The organism is Halobacteriovorax sp. HLS (assembly GCF_004006665.1).
Lineage (GTDB): Bacteria > Bdellovibrionota > Bacteriovoracia > Bacteriovoracales > Bacteriovoracaceae > Halobacteriovorax.
Map to the genome: position 1 here is coordinate 24,223 of NZ_QOCL01000002.1, position 15,640 is coordinate 39,862.

The following is a 15,640-nucleotide window of genomic DNA, read 5'->3' on the forward strand; positions in this document are numbered from 1 at the left end:
TATAATCTTAAGAATATTTTAAAGTTAAAGATCTTGGACTATAATCCTCTTCTTTTTTTATACTCATCAATTGACTTCAAAATAACCTTTTGTTCTGAAGAATTGACCTCAAATTTCTCTATTAATTCATTATCGAAAACTCTATGTTCTCTCATTAATTCATCCACATCTCTTAATCTATCCGTAAGTGTAACCATAATATTACTTACCCACTCAGGACAATTCTTAAGAACTTTCTTGATGTCAGACTTCTTAATCATAAAAACCTCAGAGTCTTCTAAAGCAACTGCAGTCGCACTTCTCTTTTCATCGTTAAAAAGAGACATCTCACCAATAAAACTCTTTTCTCCAACAATTGCCAAAGGCATAACTTTTCCGTCATTCTCTTTAAGAATACCGATCCTACCTTTAGCAATAATATACATAAACGAAGAGGCTTCCCCTTCAATAAAAAGAACTGCATCTTTTTTAAAGTTAATTACATCTTTGAAATTATCTTGCTTGAGTGAATCGTTCATCAATTTTTCCCTCTAAAACAACACCATATCTTAAACCAAGTGTTGAGATTTCAATCTCGTTAATAGATAGGTAACTTAAAATCTTCAAAGCGACCAAACTTCCGCCATAAAGACTAAACGCCCTTTTACCACTTTGTGGAAACTTCTCCAAAACCTGACTAGCATCCAAAGATGAAAGCTCTTGTGAAAGAGATAGTAGTTTAGCAAGATCGAATTTATGCCCCTGAATTTGCTGTTCATTAAAAGTTTTTTGCCCCAATAAAATGGAACTCAACGTAGTCATTGTTCCAGCAACACAAATGATACTATTCATCTTAAAACTTAAAATATCAGAAGATAATATCTTATCCATTTTCTCATCAAATGAGTCATCAAGTATCCAATCACTTGCCCTAACAGAACCGACAGGAAGGCTGATGGAATTCACTATTTCGCCACTGTCCAAGCTTACTCTAATTAACTCTGTTGATGCTCCTCCAATATCCATAATTACGATATCGGAACTACAGTTATGTACTCCAGAACAAACTCCAAGAGCTGTATAATGGGCCTCTCCCTCTCCACTTATTTTAGTAACAATTAGCCCGAGTTCTCTACGGACCTTGGAGAAGAATTCATCGGCATTAGTTGCGACGCGGGAAGCTTCTGTTGCAGTAATTAAAACTTCTTCTAATTTTACATTATAGCCTTTTATCAATTGAGCGTACTCTTTCAACGCCTCAAAAGTTGCGTCCATACTTTCTTGAAGAAATGTCTTATTAAGATCAAGTTTTTTTCCAAGTGAAGTAACTCTCGATTGGCTCTCCAAAGTTTCAATCTTTCCATCACGAACTTCAGCTATAAGCAGAAGACAACTATTTGAACCAATATCTATTGAAACCCTAATCACTAAGATCTACCCGTTACTCTTAAAAGCTCGTTTGTTGATACAGGAGAAATTAGCCCTTTTTCACAAATTATTCCTTCTATAAAGGCAGCATCCGTTACATCAAAGCTCGGATTAAGAGCACTCGCTCCCTCAGGAGCTATCCTCATTCCCTTACAAAATAAAATCTCATCCTGATCTCTCATTTCAATTGGGATCGAGCTTCCTGTATCTGCATCAAAATCAAAAGAGCTCGTCGGTGCCACAACATAAAAAGGAACTCCATAATGTTTTGCCACAATACTAAGTGTTGAAGAGCCGATTTTATTAGCAGTATCTCCATTCTTCACAATTCTATCTGCGCCGATAAAAATAGCGTCTATCAATTTATTCTTCATTAAATATGAAAAAGAACCCTCAACGACAACATCATGAGGAATATTTTGTTTCTTTAATTCGTATGAAGTTAGTCTTATCCCTTGCATATAGGGCCTAGTTTCTGAAGCGTAAACATGCTCAATTTGATCATTACTTGCCAAGTGAGAAATAACTCCCAGGGCCGTCCCCATTGGACCACAAGCAAGATAGCCAGTATTACATAAAGTCATGATCCTATATTTTCGCTTTCCAAACTTAGACTCTAAGTCAGCTTTAGCAATTTTAGCCATCTCCAAATTATCTTTATGAATTTGTTCAAGCTGAGCGAAACCAAATGATACTAGCTTCTCTTCCAGACTAGAAAAGCTTCCCGTTTCTTCGTAACACTCTTTAGCCATTTCAACACAACGACCTAACTCATAACCAAGATTAACAGCTGTTGGTCTTGCTGAATTTAGATAATCAGCAGCTTTAGAAATCTCTTCAATAGATAGGTTTTCACTCTTTGCATAAAGTGCCATGCCGAAAATTCCAGTATATCCGATTAGAGGAGCTCCTCTAACGACCATATCTTTAATGCTATTAAAAGCATCTTCCAGATTATGACATTCTACAATCACTTCTTCTAATGGTAGTTTTCTTTGATCAAGTAACTCTAGTACTCCATTTCTCCACTCGAGTGGTTTTATTAAATTTTTCACTTAAAAAGCCCTTTAAATAATTTATTGATTTTCTTTTTAGTACTGTCCTTTTGTAAGAACTTATCTATTTCTTTTTTACCTTGTGTCTTAATTGCAGTTTTAGATATCTTATTTAACGTATAGTTAATATCCGGCTTAAGCGAAAATCCGGTTCCTGCTAGCCTTAATGGAAGATAATCTATTCCTATTTCTTTTTTTAACTCTGAGCTTATTTTACCTGTTGGATCAGTATAGTTCATTAATATCTGGCTTGCTCTTTTAGGGCTTGGACTAACATTTCCACTACCAGACAATTCTATCTTCTTACTTATTCCAATGAATTTAAAATTCTTAAGCTCATAGTTGTTTTGTCTGAATCGACCATCAACATTCAGAAGTTGAAACTTGCCATCTATATTTTTAATTTTATCCGCATACTTTGGTCCAACCTTTGGAACCTTTAGTACAATCGGTGTTAAATATTCAGAAATATTAACACCTTGAACTTCTCCGTTTGTAGCATTTAATTTAGCTAAGACATCGTATTCAACGGCTCCTGGTTTAATACTAAATGAACCACTTGTTTTGCCAGTAAATTCTCCTGACAATGCTTTTAAGATATCTTTTGGTAGAAAAGGTTTCAAAGCAATTAAGTCAAAGTTCTTTAAGTCGAAGTTAAAAATTCCTTTTGGAGCCGATGCTTTATTAAAATCAATTGTTGCGGAGACTTCTCCTTTTCCCTTTGAGAATGAAAATAAACTCTTATCTAGAGCAATCTTATTTTTACTTAGATACAATTTAGAGTTTAAATTAAAATTCTTTGAGTCAATTTTTATATTGTTTAATTTAACCGTAACTTCACCAGGAGGAATAATAGGAACAGCGCTCACAGACTGTTCTTGATCTTTTGATACTTCTTTATCAGCACCATTACTTGTAAACTCTTGTGATGAAGTGCTAGTTGTATCTACCGAATAGAGTAAATCTTGTATCAGACCTTCTTTAATTGTTAGGTTGTTAACTGAAAGCAGCGTAATAACCTTAGGTAGTGAATTCATAGTTGGAGGATTATTTAAATCAAGCTTTGCAGTATTTTGAAGAGTTACAACTCCATCGAGCAGTTTAAACTCCGCCATACTCTTGAACTCATTACCTCTTAAAGATCCAGAAAACGCTGTTTCCGCACTAAAATTCTTTTTGACAAACTTTAAGTTTGGTCCGATTGAAAAATCTAATTTCGGATTTATATGACCTTTTTTCGATATATTTATTTTTCCTGAAAGCTCAACCTGGCCATTTCCAACTGTTAATCCGTCTACCTTCAGTGCAAAGATTGAAAATAAATCTTTTAGCGCTAACTTAGATGAGATAGAACTTAGCTCTACTCTACCACTGTCTAATTCTGCCTTAAGCGCTATATGATTACTTTGCAAAAAAGAGCTTTTCCAATCAATTGAGATTTTCCCTAACTTTCCGATATTGGTAGCGATGTGCGTTTTTATCTCAGGAATGGTTCCTTTAATTCCTGGAATAGAAATATTCTTAAGGTTTAACTCCGAAACTGTTTCAAGTGTTCCAGATTTTAAAAAATGAGAAAAATCAAACTGACCTATCAATAAAGCGTCTAATTTTAACTTCTCATTATTTTTCATTGTATATTCTATTAGTGACTGAATTTCATAACCACTAGAATTCCTAAGACCAATTTTTTTTAATATGACTTTCTCAACTTTTATATTTCCACTTGATTTATCCTTTAAGAGATAATTAACTTTAATATCCCTTATATCTAAACTAAGTGTGCTGTTTAAAAGAAATGCCGGTAGAGCAAGTGTCTTTTGGGCCGATAAGGCTTCATTTTTTTGAGACTCCCCGTTCTTTTTAACAGACTTTTTTTCACGCTTAGTAGATGTTTCTTTTAACAAAGCATCTGACCAGTTATTTGATTTTTTCGATTCTCTATAATTTAGTGAAGGGCTCTTTAGATTAATTTTTAAATCTCCTCCACCAGTTAGTATTGATAAAAGAGGTATGACTAAATCTAAATTTTTTAAAGAGACTAGTTCTTGACCAGCATCTTCAATCTGTAAAGTTTCAAAGTTAACTTTTATAGAAAGGCCAAAAGTTAACTCCGCCTTACCTAGATTTACCTTGGCCCTTGGAAAAGTTTTATTTAATAAATTGAGAGTGTGTCGATGTACTTTTTCTGGAGAAACTTGTGATTTCGCATAGAAATACACTCCTCCAAAAATTATAGTAATAACACTAAATAGTACGATAAAAATTATTTTCGTCTTATTTGACTTCATGTATCAATTCCTTTTGATATTGGTCTAAATATTATCGCCATTTCGAAGGTAAGGGTCAAATTTTAATCTTCTAAGCTAGGACTAGAGGAGCAAACTTTACAAGAAACTTCTTTCTCGCACCATCAGAAAACTTAATCGAAACTTTCTCTTCTTTACCAAAGCCATCAGAGTCTAAAACGGTACCAGCTCCGTATAAAGAATGAATGACCTTAACACCCTTTGGAAACTTAGGCTTAGGAGCATCTATAACCTTATCAATTGAAGCCGTTTGATAAACAGGCTCATCGTCATAGCTACTGTCTTGATTAAAGTCATCATCCCAAGAAGAACTGCCGGAATCCCAAGAATCACCAGTCTTTCTAGTTCCGCCATTAGGCTTTTTCCATTGATAGAACTTCTCCGGAATTTCATTAATAAAACGGCTCGGTCCATTAAACCTTAATTGCCCAAATAGCATTCTTCCTTGAGCAAAAGTTATATGAAGCTTTTCCATTGCTCTTGTCATAGCGACATAGAAAAGTCGTCTTTCTTCTTCAATTGCAGTATCACCATTTTCTAAACTTTTATAACTAGGAAAAACATTTTCCTCAGCACCACAAAGAAATACATTATGAAACTCTAGTCCCTTGGCTCCATGAATAGTCATCAGAGATACTTCACCAGTATTTTCAGGGTTATCAGACTCTTGTGTAGTATCTAACGTTATTGTTTCTAAAAAGTTGAGTAACGTAGCTCCTTCATTAGACTGCTCAAATTGAACAATCGCATTTCCGAGTTCTTCTAAGTTCTCCATTCTTGCAATAGATTCATAGTCCTTACTAGATTTTAAAAAGTCATAATAACCTGATTCATGAAGTATTCTTTCATATAAAGAGCTTGGGGCCACAGAGTCACTTGAGGTTCTCACATCATTGATTAAAGTTACGAGGTGATTTAATGCAGATTTAACCTTTGCAGAAAGTCTAATATGTTTAAAGTCAGATGGATTAGTAACAACTTCATCTAAGATGTCCCACAAAGAGCAGTTCTTATCTACTGCTTCTGTTTCTAGCTTTCTTAAGGATGTCGCCCCTATTCCTCGTGCAGGAACATTAATGATCCTAGAAAGTGCTAATGAGTCTTTGTCATTAACTACAATTCGAATATAGGCAAGAAGGTCCTTTATTTCTTTTCTTTCGTAAAACTTTACTCCGCCAACAACTCTATAAGGTATATTAGACTTTCTTAAATAATCTTCAATCAATCTCGACTGAGTATTTGTTCTGTAAAAGACCGCCATCTCTTTAAAGGGTGATCCATTCTTAGATAATTTTAAAATCTCTTTAGCTATATAATCTGCTTCATCTTTATCGTTGAAACACTCGATAACTTCTATATCTTCTCCATGTGGATTATTAGTCCACATTTCCTTACCTTTACGCTGAGAGTTTCTCGCGATTACACAAGTCGCTGCTTCAATTATATTTTTACTCGATCTATAGTTTTGTTCTAATTTTAAAATCTTTGCGTCAGAGAAAACTTCTTCAAAGTCTAAAATATTTCTTATATCTGCGCCACGCCAAGAATAAATTGATTGATCTTCATCTCCAACTACACAGATATTTCTATTGTTTTCACTTAACATTTTAACGAGATCAAACTGTGCTCGGTTTGTATCTTGATACTCATCAACAAGAAGATACTTAAATCTATCTTGATATCGCTTTAGAACTTCTGGAAATTTTTCAAAAAGTTGAATAACCCCCGTGATCAAGCTTCCAAAATCGACTGCATTTGCTTTATGCAGCTCGGCCTCATATTGTTGGTAATAGGTATAGAAAGAATGACTTTCATCAATTTCGTAGTCAGCTTCAGATAAATCTCTTCCGTTATAGTGACCGTGGTTTTTAAGATCATCCATATAATATAAGATTTCAAATGGAGATAATTCCTTTGTACTTATCCCATGTCGACCTAAGATTGCCTTAACAACCGCTTTTTGCTCTGAGGTATCATAGATAGTGAAATTTTTAGAAAGGCCAAGATAATTTGCTTCGGTCCTCAAAATTCTTGCACAAAATGAGTGAAAGGTTGTTATCTGTAAGGCCCCAATATCGGCCTGAACCATGCTAGAGATTCTCTCTCTCATCTCCCTTGCAGCTTTATTAGAGAAAGTTAAGGCCAAAACTTGAAACGGACTAACGTGAATTTCTTCTAACAGGTAAGCAATCCTAGTTACAAGCGTCTTAGTCTTTCCTGATCCCGCTCCAGCTAGAATCATCACAGGACCTTCAGTTTTTAAAACTGCTTCTCTTTGTGCTTCATTTAATCCATCTAAGTTCATACTACTCTACGGTTACAGATTTCGCTAAATTTCTTGGTTTATCAATATCAGTCCCTTTGAACTTAGCCACATAGTAAGCAAGTAACTGGTTTACAATATTTACATAAAGAGGGGAAAGCTCATCAAGACCGTCAAAGTCTAGTCCAAAATAGTAATCCGACAATTCTTCTAATTCCGGATTATTCTTAGGTCCTATCGTTAGAATTACACCCTTTCTCGCTTTTATTTCTTGAATATTAGAAACAGTCTTTTCAAATAATTCAGGACCAACTAATGCGACATTAACCATTTCTTCATCAATCATTGCAATTGGACCATGCTTTAGTTCACCTGCCGCATAACCTTCTGCATGAACATACGCTATTTCCTTTAACTTAAGGGCTCCCTCAAGCGCCACAGGAAAATACCTTCCTCTTCCTGTATAAAAGAAGCCTTTTAAATTATATATTGATTCAGCAATAGACTTGATTTCTTCTATTCTTCCAAATAATAAATCAATTCTTTCCGCTAATAATGAAAATCGTGCCGATAAGCTAACTCTTTCACTTTCATTACCTAATTTCTGTGAAAGAGCGAATGAGAGCAATCTTCCAGTCAATGCCTGCTGAGTAAATGCTTTAGTACTTGCAACTCCAATTTCCATTCCAGCTCTAATCAATAAATTATTGTCGCAGTTTCTAAATAGTGTTGAACCATCGACGTTTACAATCGATAGAGTATTAACACCATTTTCTGTACAAAGCTCTTGTGCTGCTAGCGTGTCAGCGGTCTCACCTGACTGACTAATAAATAGACCCGCTTCACCTTTTAGTAAAAGAGGTTGTCTATATCTAAACTCACTTGCTAGTTCAGGAGAGCAAGGAATCTTATTAATAGATTCTAAAAAGTCTCTAATTAAAAGTCCTGCATAATAAGCAGTTCCACATGCTGTCATATGAAACTTTGTAGGAGTAAAAGAACCTGCCTTTTTTAAACTCTCAAGGCCTTCACCTTGGAAATAGAACTGAGTAAGAGATCTAATTAACTCAGGCTGTTCATGAATCTCCTTGAGCATAAAGTGCTCATAACCACCTTTATCTGTTGGACCAACTGTCATATCTTGAAGCTTAGATACATAGTTCTCAGTTGGTTTACCATCTAATCCATAGAAGTTAAGAAGGTTTTTATTACTTGCACTCAAGTGACAAAGAACATTATCTGCCGGAAAGTATAACTTAGAAGCCATTCCAGCTAAAGCATATGGATCAGAAGAGACAAAAACTTCTGAGTTCTGTTCATTAATTCCACATACTAGTGGTGCACCTTTTTTAATCGACATAATTTCTTTTACATCTTTATTTAAAACAACAAAGGCCGAATTACCTTCAACTCTAGCAAAACTTTTCAACATGGCAGCTTTAAAGTCCGAACCTTTAGCAAGCTCAGTTACTAGAAGAGATAGAAAAACCTCAGAGTCTGTTTGAGACTGAAACTCATAGCCTCCAGCACTCAACTCTTTTCTTAGTTCGCTCGCATTTTCAATTATTCCATTATGAACAATAGAAATATGATCTTTCATATGAGGATGAGAGTTTGTATCGTTGACTTCACCATGAGTGGCCCATCTCGTGTGACCAATACACATTCTTGCTTGGAAATCTTTTCCCTCAAGAACACCTTTTAAATTATCTAGCTTTCCACTCTTTTTATAAATTTGAAGCTCATCACTCTCATCTATAAAACTAACTCCTGCAGAATCATATCCTCTGTACTCGAGTCTTTTCAAACCTTCTAAAACTATATCAACTGAATTTTTTGGTCCTAAGTGACCTACGATTCCACACATATATTTCGCCTTATTACTCTATGCAACAATGTATATTTATATTCGCTAAAAGATACCATTAGCACTGGCCTATTGCCAATATTGAACTATGAGATAGGTGCCATAATATCAATATTATGGCACTTTTGAATTATTTTGACTTTAAAAAGCGTTTTGCCATGCCTTCTTTAGTGCTTTGCTTAGTTCGAGAGATTGCAAAGCTTCCATCTGGCATATTATTGGTAATCGTTGAGCTACTTGCAACAAAGCAATTATCACCTATTTTAACAGGTGCCACAGTTTGCGAATCTGACCCAATAAAACAATTTTCACCAATTTCTGTTTTGTGCTTATTGGCCCCATCATAATTACAAGTAATAAATCCACATCCAATATTTGTTTGATCACCTATTTCAGCATCCCCAACATAACTTAAGTGGGAAACTTTCACACCACGAGAAAGTACAGACTTTTTAATCTCTACAAAGTTCCCAATCTTAGACTCACTACCAATATCCGCACCTGGCCTCATCCTAGCATAAGGTCCAACCACAGAACTCTTTCTTAAGATTGCCCCCTCTAAGTGACTATATGCTTTTAGAATTACTTCATCCTCGATTGTTGAATCAATAATGATAGAGCCCGCTTCAAGTGTTACTCCTTCACCAATGCAACTTTTATGATCAATATGAACATTAGGATAAATTACGCTTCCTGCTCCAATATTTTCTGTATCAATATACGTATGTCTTGAGTCAATAAACCGAACACCCTTTTCTCTTAAATTAAAAACAATTCTTCTTCTCATTGCCTGCTCTGATCTTTCGAGCTGATGAAGATCATTTACACCAGCAAATGGCATTTTATCTTCGAAGAGAACAGGCTTTACTTTATAATCATCTTTAAAAAGATCCGTTAGATAAAATTCTCCGGCCTTATTAGTCGAGCCGATTGAATACAAGTGATCTAAAATGAACTTTGTTTTTAAAACATACATTCCAGAATTGACTTCATTAACTTTTCTTTGAATATCATCAGCATCTTTCTCCTCGACTATATGAAAGCCTCCTTCTTTGGAGCGAATAATTCTTCCGTACCCCTTAGGTGTTTCCTCCAAGAAGGTTGCTGCGACTCCATCTAAATCATTAGTTATTAGCTCTTTATAAAGAGTTTCTAATGAAGCCATATTAATAAGTGGAGTGTCTGCACAGAGAACCAGTGTATACTCACAGTCTTTTGCAAAGCTAACCTGATCGAAGTAGCACTTCAAAGCATGTGCTGTGCCTAACTGTTCTTCTTGATAAGCGAAACCAAACTCTTCTTCCGGGTAACTAGAAGTTACGTAATCTTTTACAAGATCGCTGCCATGTCCAGTTACTAAGCTAACCTTATAAGATTCACCAATTGCTTTATTAAGCTTGAGTCCTTCTTCAATAGGGAAATCGACTAAACATCTACCCATAAAAGGAGCGAGAGGCTTTGGAAGTTTCATCTTCATTCTAGTTCCAGCTCCTGCGGAAAGAATTACCGTGCCTAATTTTGTCTTCATAAAATATCCCTTATTTATTTCTTAAAGTTGATAGAAATAATCCCATATTTCAAACAACCGATCAATCCACATTATTAAGTAGGCTAAGTTGCCATTAATGTATGAATACCCGACTAACTTACTTAAATTAATAGAAAAAAATATAACAAAATTCATAAAAAGTTTAAAGACTTATCTCTTTTTCCCCGATGCTTTAGGTGAAATAAGTAAGGTTAAGACAAGACCATCTGAAGGAGATATTATGGTTACTAACTACGAGGGTGATAACATTGAGTTCAAAAATGAACTTCCCCTCTTACCGATCAGAGATATTGTTGTATATCCATTCATGATCCTTCCTCTATTTGTAGGCAGAGAGTCCTCAATACAAGCTGTCGAGCATGCTCTTAATAATACAGATCGATTAATTCTACTAGCAAGTCAAAAGGATATTACTGCAGAAGCTCCAGAGCCTTCAGAGATATATGAGCTTGGTACTGTTGCAATGATCATGAGGATGAGAAAACTACCTGATGGTAGAATAAAGATATTAGTGCAAGGCCTATCCAAAGCAAGAATTATGAGCTTTGATCAAACTGAGCCTTTCTTTATTTCTAAAGTTTCCAAGGTTGAGGACGTTGCTGTTGACGCTGGAAATGTTGCAGTAAATGCATTAATGAGAAATATCAGAGAACAATTAGAAAAAGTTATTACTCTAGGAAAAGTTCTCTCTCCAGATATTCTAATGGTACTTGAGGATATTCAAGACCCTGGAAGACTAGCTGATCTTGTTGCTTCTAACCTAAATCTCCATGTAGGTGAAGCTCAAATGATTCTTGAAGTACTTGATCCAATCGAAAGACTTCATAAAATAAATGATATTTTATCTAGGGAATTAGAAATCCTAGCGATGCAACAAAAGATTAAGCATGTTGCGAAAGATGAAATTAATAAATCACAAAAAGAGTACTTTCTTAGAGAGCAAATTAAAGCTATTAAGAATGAGCTTGGTGATGAATCAGGAGCTGCTCCCGTTGAGGATGAGTTCCAAGAGTTTAGAAATAAAATAAACAATAGCGAGATGCCTGAAGAGTCAGAAAAAGAAGCACTAAAGCAACTTGGAAGACTTGAGAAAATGCATCCAGATTCTTCAGAATCTAGCATTCTTAGATCATATCTAGAGTGGCTTACTGATCTTCCATGGTCTGAGAGTTCTGAAGAAATTTATGATCTTGATAAAGCCAAAGCAATTCTAGATGAAGACCATATGGATTTAGAGAAAGTAAAAGAAAGAATTCTAGAGTACTTAGCTGTTAGAAAACTTAAAGGTGGAAAGCTAAAAGGTCCAATCCTTTGTTTCTCAGGGCCACCAGGTGTTGGTAAAACATCGCTAGGTAAGTCTATTGCCAAGGCCACAGGAAGAGAGTTCGTAAGAATAAGTCTTGGTGGTGTAAAAGATGAAGCTGAAATTAGAGGACACAGAAGAACATATGTTGGTTCAATGCCAGGTAGGTTCATTCAGGCCCTTAAGCAAGCCAAAACAAATAATCCAGTTATACTTCTTGATGAAGTTGATAAACTTGGTGGCGATTTCAAGGGTGATCCTTCAAGTGCGTTACTAGAAGTATTAGATCCTGAACAAAATGGTGCGTTTAGAGATCACTACTTAAATATTCCATTTGATTTATCAAATGTAATGTTTATAGCAACATCAAATGTTCTTGATCAAATTCCAGGACCTCTTAGAGATAGAATGGAAGTGTTAAATTTATCAGGGTACACACAAGAAGAAAAAGTTGCAATTAGTAAGAAGTATCTTATTCCAAAACAAATGAATGAGAATGGTATTACTGACGATCATATCGAATTTACTGATGAGGGTGTCCAGTCAGTAATTAGAAACTTTACTTCAGAAGCAGGTCTAAGAAACCTCGAAAGAAGAATTGGTGCTCTCTGTAGAAAGGTAGCGACAAAAATCGCAAGAGGAGAAGGGTCAAAAACCCAAATTATTCCAAAAGAAGTTGAGAAGCTTCTAGGTCCTCCTCTTTATACAAAAGAAGATGAAAAAGAGTGTGATGAAGTTGGTGTTGCAACAGGTTTGGCCTGGACAGCACATGGTGGAGAAATCCTATACATTGAATCAACTAAGATGAAAGGAAAAGGTCTAACTCTTACCGGTCAACTTGGTGATGTTATGAAAGAATCTGCCCAGACAGCTATTGGTTACATTAGAAGTAAGGCCGATCAATTTCATGTAAGTGAAGATGCATTTGATGAAAATGAAATTCATATTCATCTACCTGCAGGCGCAACTCCTAAAGATGGACCAAGCGCAGGAATCACTTTAGCGACAACAATTGTATCTCTACTTACAGATACACCAATAGATAAGAGTGTCGCCATGACAGGTGAAATAACTCTTACCGGAAAAGTTCTTCCAATTGGAGGATTAAAAGAGAAGGCCCTTGCAGCAATGAGAATGAATATAAAAACTGTTATCATTCCATGGAAAAACAAGAAGGACCTGATCGATATTCCAGAAGAGTATCGCAAGAAACTTAACTTCGTTCCGGTTAAAACCTTTGATGAAGTTGTCGAAATAGCTTTAGTTGGCTGGAAAAAGAAAGAAGCTAAGCCAAAGCTAAAAAAGAGCAAGAATTCACATCCGCCAATAGCGGCATAAATATAAAAGGGAGCTTATCAGCTCCCTTTTTTGTGCTATAATTTTAGAAAAATGTAAACATGGATGAGTTACAAATGAGCAATATAAGAAATGAAGATTTAAAAATCGTCGTTGTCGATGATTCTGACTTTTCAAGAAACTCCTTAATCACAATACTTGAGAAAAATGGTTTCAACGTTGTTGGACAAGCAAGCAGTGCTAACGACGCTGTTCCTCTACTTGTAACAGGAGCGAATGTCTTTTTAGTAGATATTGTAATGCCTGAAGTTAGTGGACTCGAGCTGGCAAAGATGCTGACAGAGAATGGTAAAGATATAAAGATTATTATGATGTCATCATTAAATATGGAAAGTATCATAATTGAATCAATATCCAATGGTGCAATCGATTTCTTAACTAAACCATTTGGCGAACAAGACCTCATTAGATCACTAGAAAAGATTGAAATAGAAATGGAAAAGGATAATTAGTATGTTCTTTATGTTTAAATTTGCCCTGTATTTTGCAATAAGCTTTGTAATTTTGTCGTTTCCAATCGCTGATAAAACGGTTTTTGAGCATGTTAATAAAATTGCACACCCTTACACAGACAATATTTATAAATCTGTTAAGAGTAATGTTTCTCAAGGTATTAAAGAAAGTTCAAAGCTTTTTTCAAACTCATCGCCTAATACTGATGAAATTAAGACTAAATACTCTTCAATGAAAAAGAAAGTTAAGAAAATTGAGCAGGCAATTGAGTCTAATCATGAATCCTTCACAATCGAAGAAAAAGAAATGTTAAAAAAGGTCCTAAATACAGAAGGCCAACTCTAAGAGCTGGCCTTCTTACACATATTAAGGGGTAAAAGTAATTTAAGATTCTTTTTGTTTTTTAACTTTCACTTCTTCAGATCTTACTTCAGACTCTTGAACTTTTTTAGCTCCACGTGCCTGAGTTGATTGATTCTTAATACAATCAGTTGAAGACTCACCTACAGTTCCTGCAAATGATTGTGATGATAGTGCTGCAAACATTCCTAATACAATAAATAATTTTTTCATAAAGCTCTCCCAAGGTTTATTTTTAGTTACCTTCTATTAAGCAAGACAGATGCCAAACAAGAGAATGTAAAAACAACACCTTAGAATAATAACTAGTGTATAAAGATTATACACTGAGTAATTTCTAGCCAAAAAACTTCAACAGCCACCTAAGAAGCCTCATCTTTCCAAAGTATGGTGGATACTTAAAAGGTGGGTCAAAACTGCTAGAAGAAGCAAATACACTCTTCTTATGAGAGAAGAGATCAAACGAGCTCTTTCCGTGATAAGCACCCATTCCACTTTCTCCAACTCCCCCAAAGGGTAGATTTTCATTAGCAATATGCATAAGTGTATCATTGATCGTGACTCCACCCGAGCTAACTCTATCTAAAATGACTTCAACTATTTTCTTATCTTCTGAAAAGATATAATTGGCCAGAGGCTTCTCTCCTTCACTCACAAAATCAATGGCCTCTTTTAAGTTTTGCATTTTTATTATAGGCAGTAGAGGACCAAAGATTTCATCTTTCATAATATGTGAATCTTTCTTTGCGCTTATAATAGATGGAGATATATAGAGGTCATCTTTATCACTTTCACCACCATACAAAAGCTCTTCTGACTCAATCAGTTCAACGATTCTGTCAAAATGCCTCTCATTAATGATTCTTCCATAGCTAGAACTTTTTTGAGCGTTCTTGCCAAAGAACTTTAGAATATATTTTTCTAATTTATTAACAAGTTCTTCATAATGCTTATCTTCAACGAGAATATAATCTGGAGCAATACAAGTTTGACCAGCATTAAAGAATTTTCCAGAGACAATGCGTTTAGCGACAAGATCAATTTTCTGAGCTCCAAAAATAAAACAAGGACTTTTCCCTCCAAGCTCTAAAGTTAACGGTGTGAGGTTCTTAGAAGCTTTTTCCATAATGATTCGTGCAACATGACCATTACCTGTATAGAATATGTAATCAAATCTATTATCTAGAAGTCTAGTCGTCTCCTCAACTCCACCCTCAACGCAATAGACAGTACTTTCATCGAAAGTTTCAGAAATTATTTTTGAAATAACTTTGGAAGTAGACGCTGATACCTCACTAGGTTTTACAACAACTCTATTTCCAGCAGCTAGCGCTCCTATAAGCGGAGATATAAGTAACTGAAAGGGATAATTCCAAGGACTAATAATCAATACACTTCCGTAGGGCTCTGAGAGAATATAGCTCTTGGCAGGAAAGTAAATTAGCGGAGTTTTGACGGACTTTCTTTTCATCCATTTTTTTAAATGTTTTTTAGCAGATCTCAATTCATTTAACACAAAAAGAAACTCTGAAATCTGCGCTTCAAAGTGACACTTTCTTAGGTCTTCATAGAGAGCTTCATTTATTTCTTTCTCATACTTTAATAAAGATTTTTCTAGTTTATCTAATAAACTGAGTCTTTCTTTTAATGAAAAATTAGATTTACTTTGATTCAGCGAGCGCTGATTTTTAACTACTTCATCGATTCTTTCTAAATTCATA

General features: G+C 35.1%; 12 protein-coding genes. 3 read left to right on the forward strand and 9 right to left on the reverse strand.

Features of this window, described 5'->3' with window-relative positions; genetic code table 11:
- Window positions 1-38 precede the first annotated feature (38 nt).
- The 7 genes from DPQ89_RS03135 to glmU all read right to left on the reverse strand — a co-directional run bounded on the left by DPQ89_RS03135 (window position 39) and on the right by glmU (window position 10,426).
- Entirely contained in the window at window positions 39-518 is a 480-nt protein-coding gene (locus tag DPQ89_RS03135; protein WP_127715101.1) for a Crp/Fnr family transcriptional regulator, read from the reverse strand.
- Window positions 493-1,407, reverse strand: a complete 915-nt coding sequence (locus tag DPQ89_RS03140) for a hypothetical protein (protein ID WP_164848239.1) — start codon at window positions 1,405-1,407, stop codon at window positions 493-495. The genes DPQ89_RS03135 and DPQ89_RS03140 overlap by 26 nt, the downstream gene beginning before the upstream one ends.
- Entirely contained in the window at window positions 1,407-2,462 is a 1,056-nt protein-coding gene (mtnA, locus tag DPQ89_RS03145) for an S-methyl-5-thioribose-1-phosphate isomerase (protein ID WP_206611131.1), read from the reverse strand. The genes DPQ89_RS03140 and mtnA overlap by 1 nt, the downstream gene beginning before the upstream one ends.
- Entirely contained in the window at window positions 2,459-4,750 is a 2,292-nt protein-coding gene (locus DPQ89_RS03150) for a hypothetical protein (RefSeq protein ID WP_127715105.1), read from the reverse strand. The genes mtnA and DPQ89_RS03150 overlap by 4 nt, the downstream gene beginning before the upstream one ends.
- Before the next feature lie 70 nt (window positions 4,751-4,820).
- A complete protein-coding gene (locus tag DPQ89_RS03155) occupies window positions 4,821-7,073 on the reverse strand; it encodes an ATP-dependent helicase (protein WP_127715108.1) in 2,253 nt (750 codons plus the stop codon).
- 1 nt (window position 7,074) lies between these two features.
- The gene (glmS, locus tag DPQ89_RS03160; RefSeq protein ID WP_127715110.1) at window positions 7,075-8,898 is read right to left on the reverse strand and encodes a glutamine--fructose-6-phosphate transaminase (isomerizing); all 1,824 of its coding nucleotides are present in this window, start codon (window positions 8,896-8,898) and stop codon (window positions 7,075-7,077) included.
- A gap of 130 nt (window positions 8,899-9,028) precedes the next feature.
- Window positions 9,029-10,426 (reverse strand): bifunctional UDP-N-acetylglucosamine diphosphorylase/glucosamine-1-phosphate N-acetyltransferase GlmU, encoded by a 1,398-nt coding sequence (gene glmU, locus DPQ89_RS03165; protein WP_127715112.1) that lies wholly within the window; start codon window positions 10,424-10,426, stop codon window positions 9,029-9,031.
- Window positions 10,427-10,667: 241 nt separating this feature from the next.
- On the opposite strand from glmU, the gene lon reads away from it, so the two are divergent.
- From lon to DPQ89_RS03180, 3 genes are all read left to right on the forward strand, one after another.
- Complete coding sequence (gene lon / locus DPQ89_RS03170; protein WP_127715114.1) at window positions 10,668-13,088, forward strand: endopeptidase La; 2,421 nt, start codon at window positions 10,668-10,670, stop codon at window positions 13,086-13,088.
- 74 nt (window positions 13,089-13,162) lie between these two features.
- Window positions 13,163-13,558 (forward strand): response regulator, encoded by a 396-nt coding sequence (locus DPQ89_RS03175; RefSeq protein ID WP_164848240.1) that lies wholly within the window; start codon window positions 13,163-13,165, stop codon window positions 13,556-13,558.
- Between the two features lies 1 nt (window position 13,559).
- On the forward strand, window positions 13,560-13,904 hold the full coding sequence (locus DPQ89_RS03180) for a hypothetical protein (RefSeq protein WP_127715118.1): 345 nt from the start codon (window positions 13,560-13,562) through the stop codon (window positions 13,902-13,904).
- Window positions 13,905-13,943: 39 nt separating this feature from the next.
- Here DPQ89_RS03180 and DPQ89_RS03185 read toward each other — a convergent pair whose 3' ends face one another.
- Window positions 13,944-14,132 (reverse strand): hypothetical protein, encoded by a 189-nt coding sequence (locus DPQ89_RS03185; RefSeq protein ID WP_127715120.1) that lies wholly within the window; start codon window positions 14,130-14,132, stop codon window positions 13,944-13,946.
- Between the two features lie 124 nt (window positions 14,133-14,256).
- Complete coding sequence (locus DPQ89_RS03190) at window positions 14,257-15,639, reverse strand: aldehyde dehydrogenase family protein (protein WP_127715122.1); 1,383 nt, start codon at window positions 15,637-15,639, stop codon at window positions 14,257-14,259.
- Window position 15,640 lies beyond the last annotated feature (1 nt).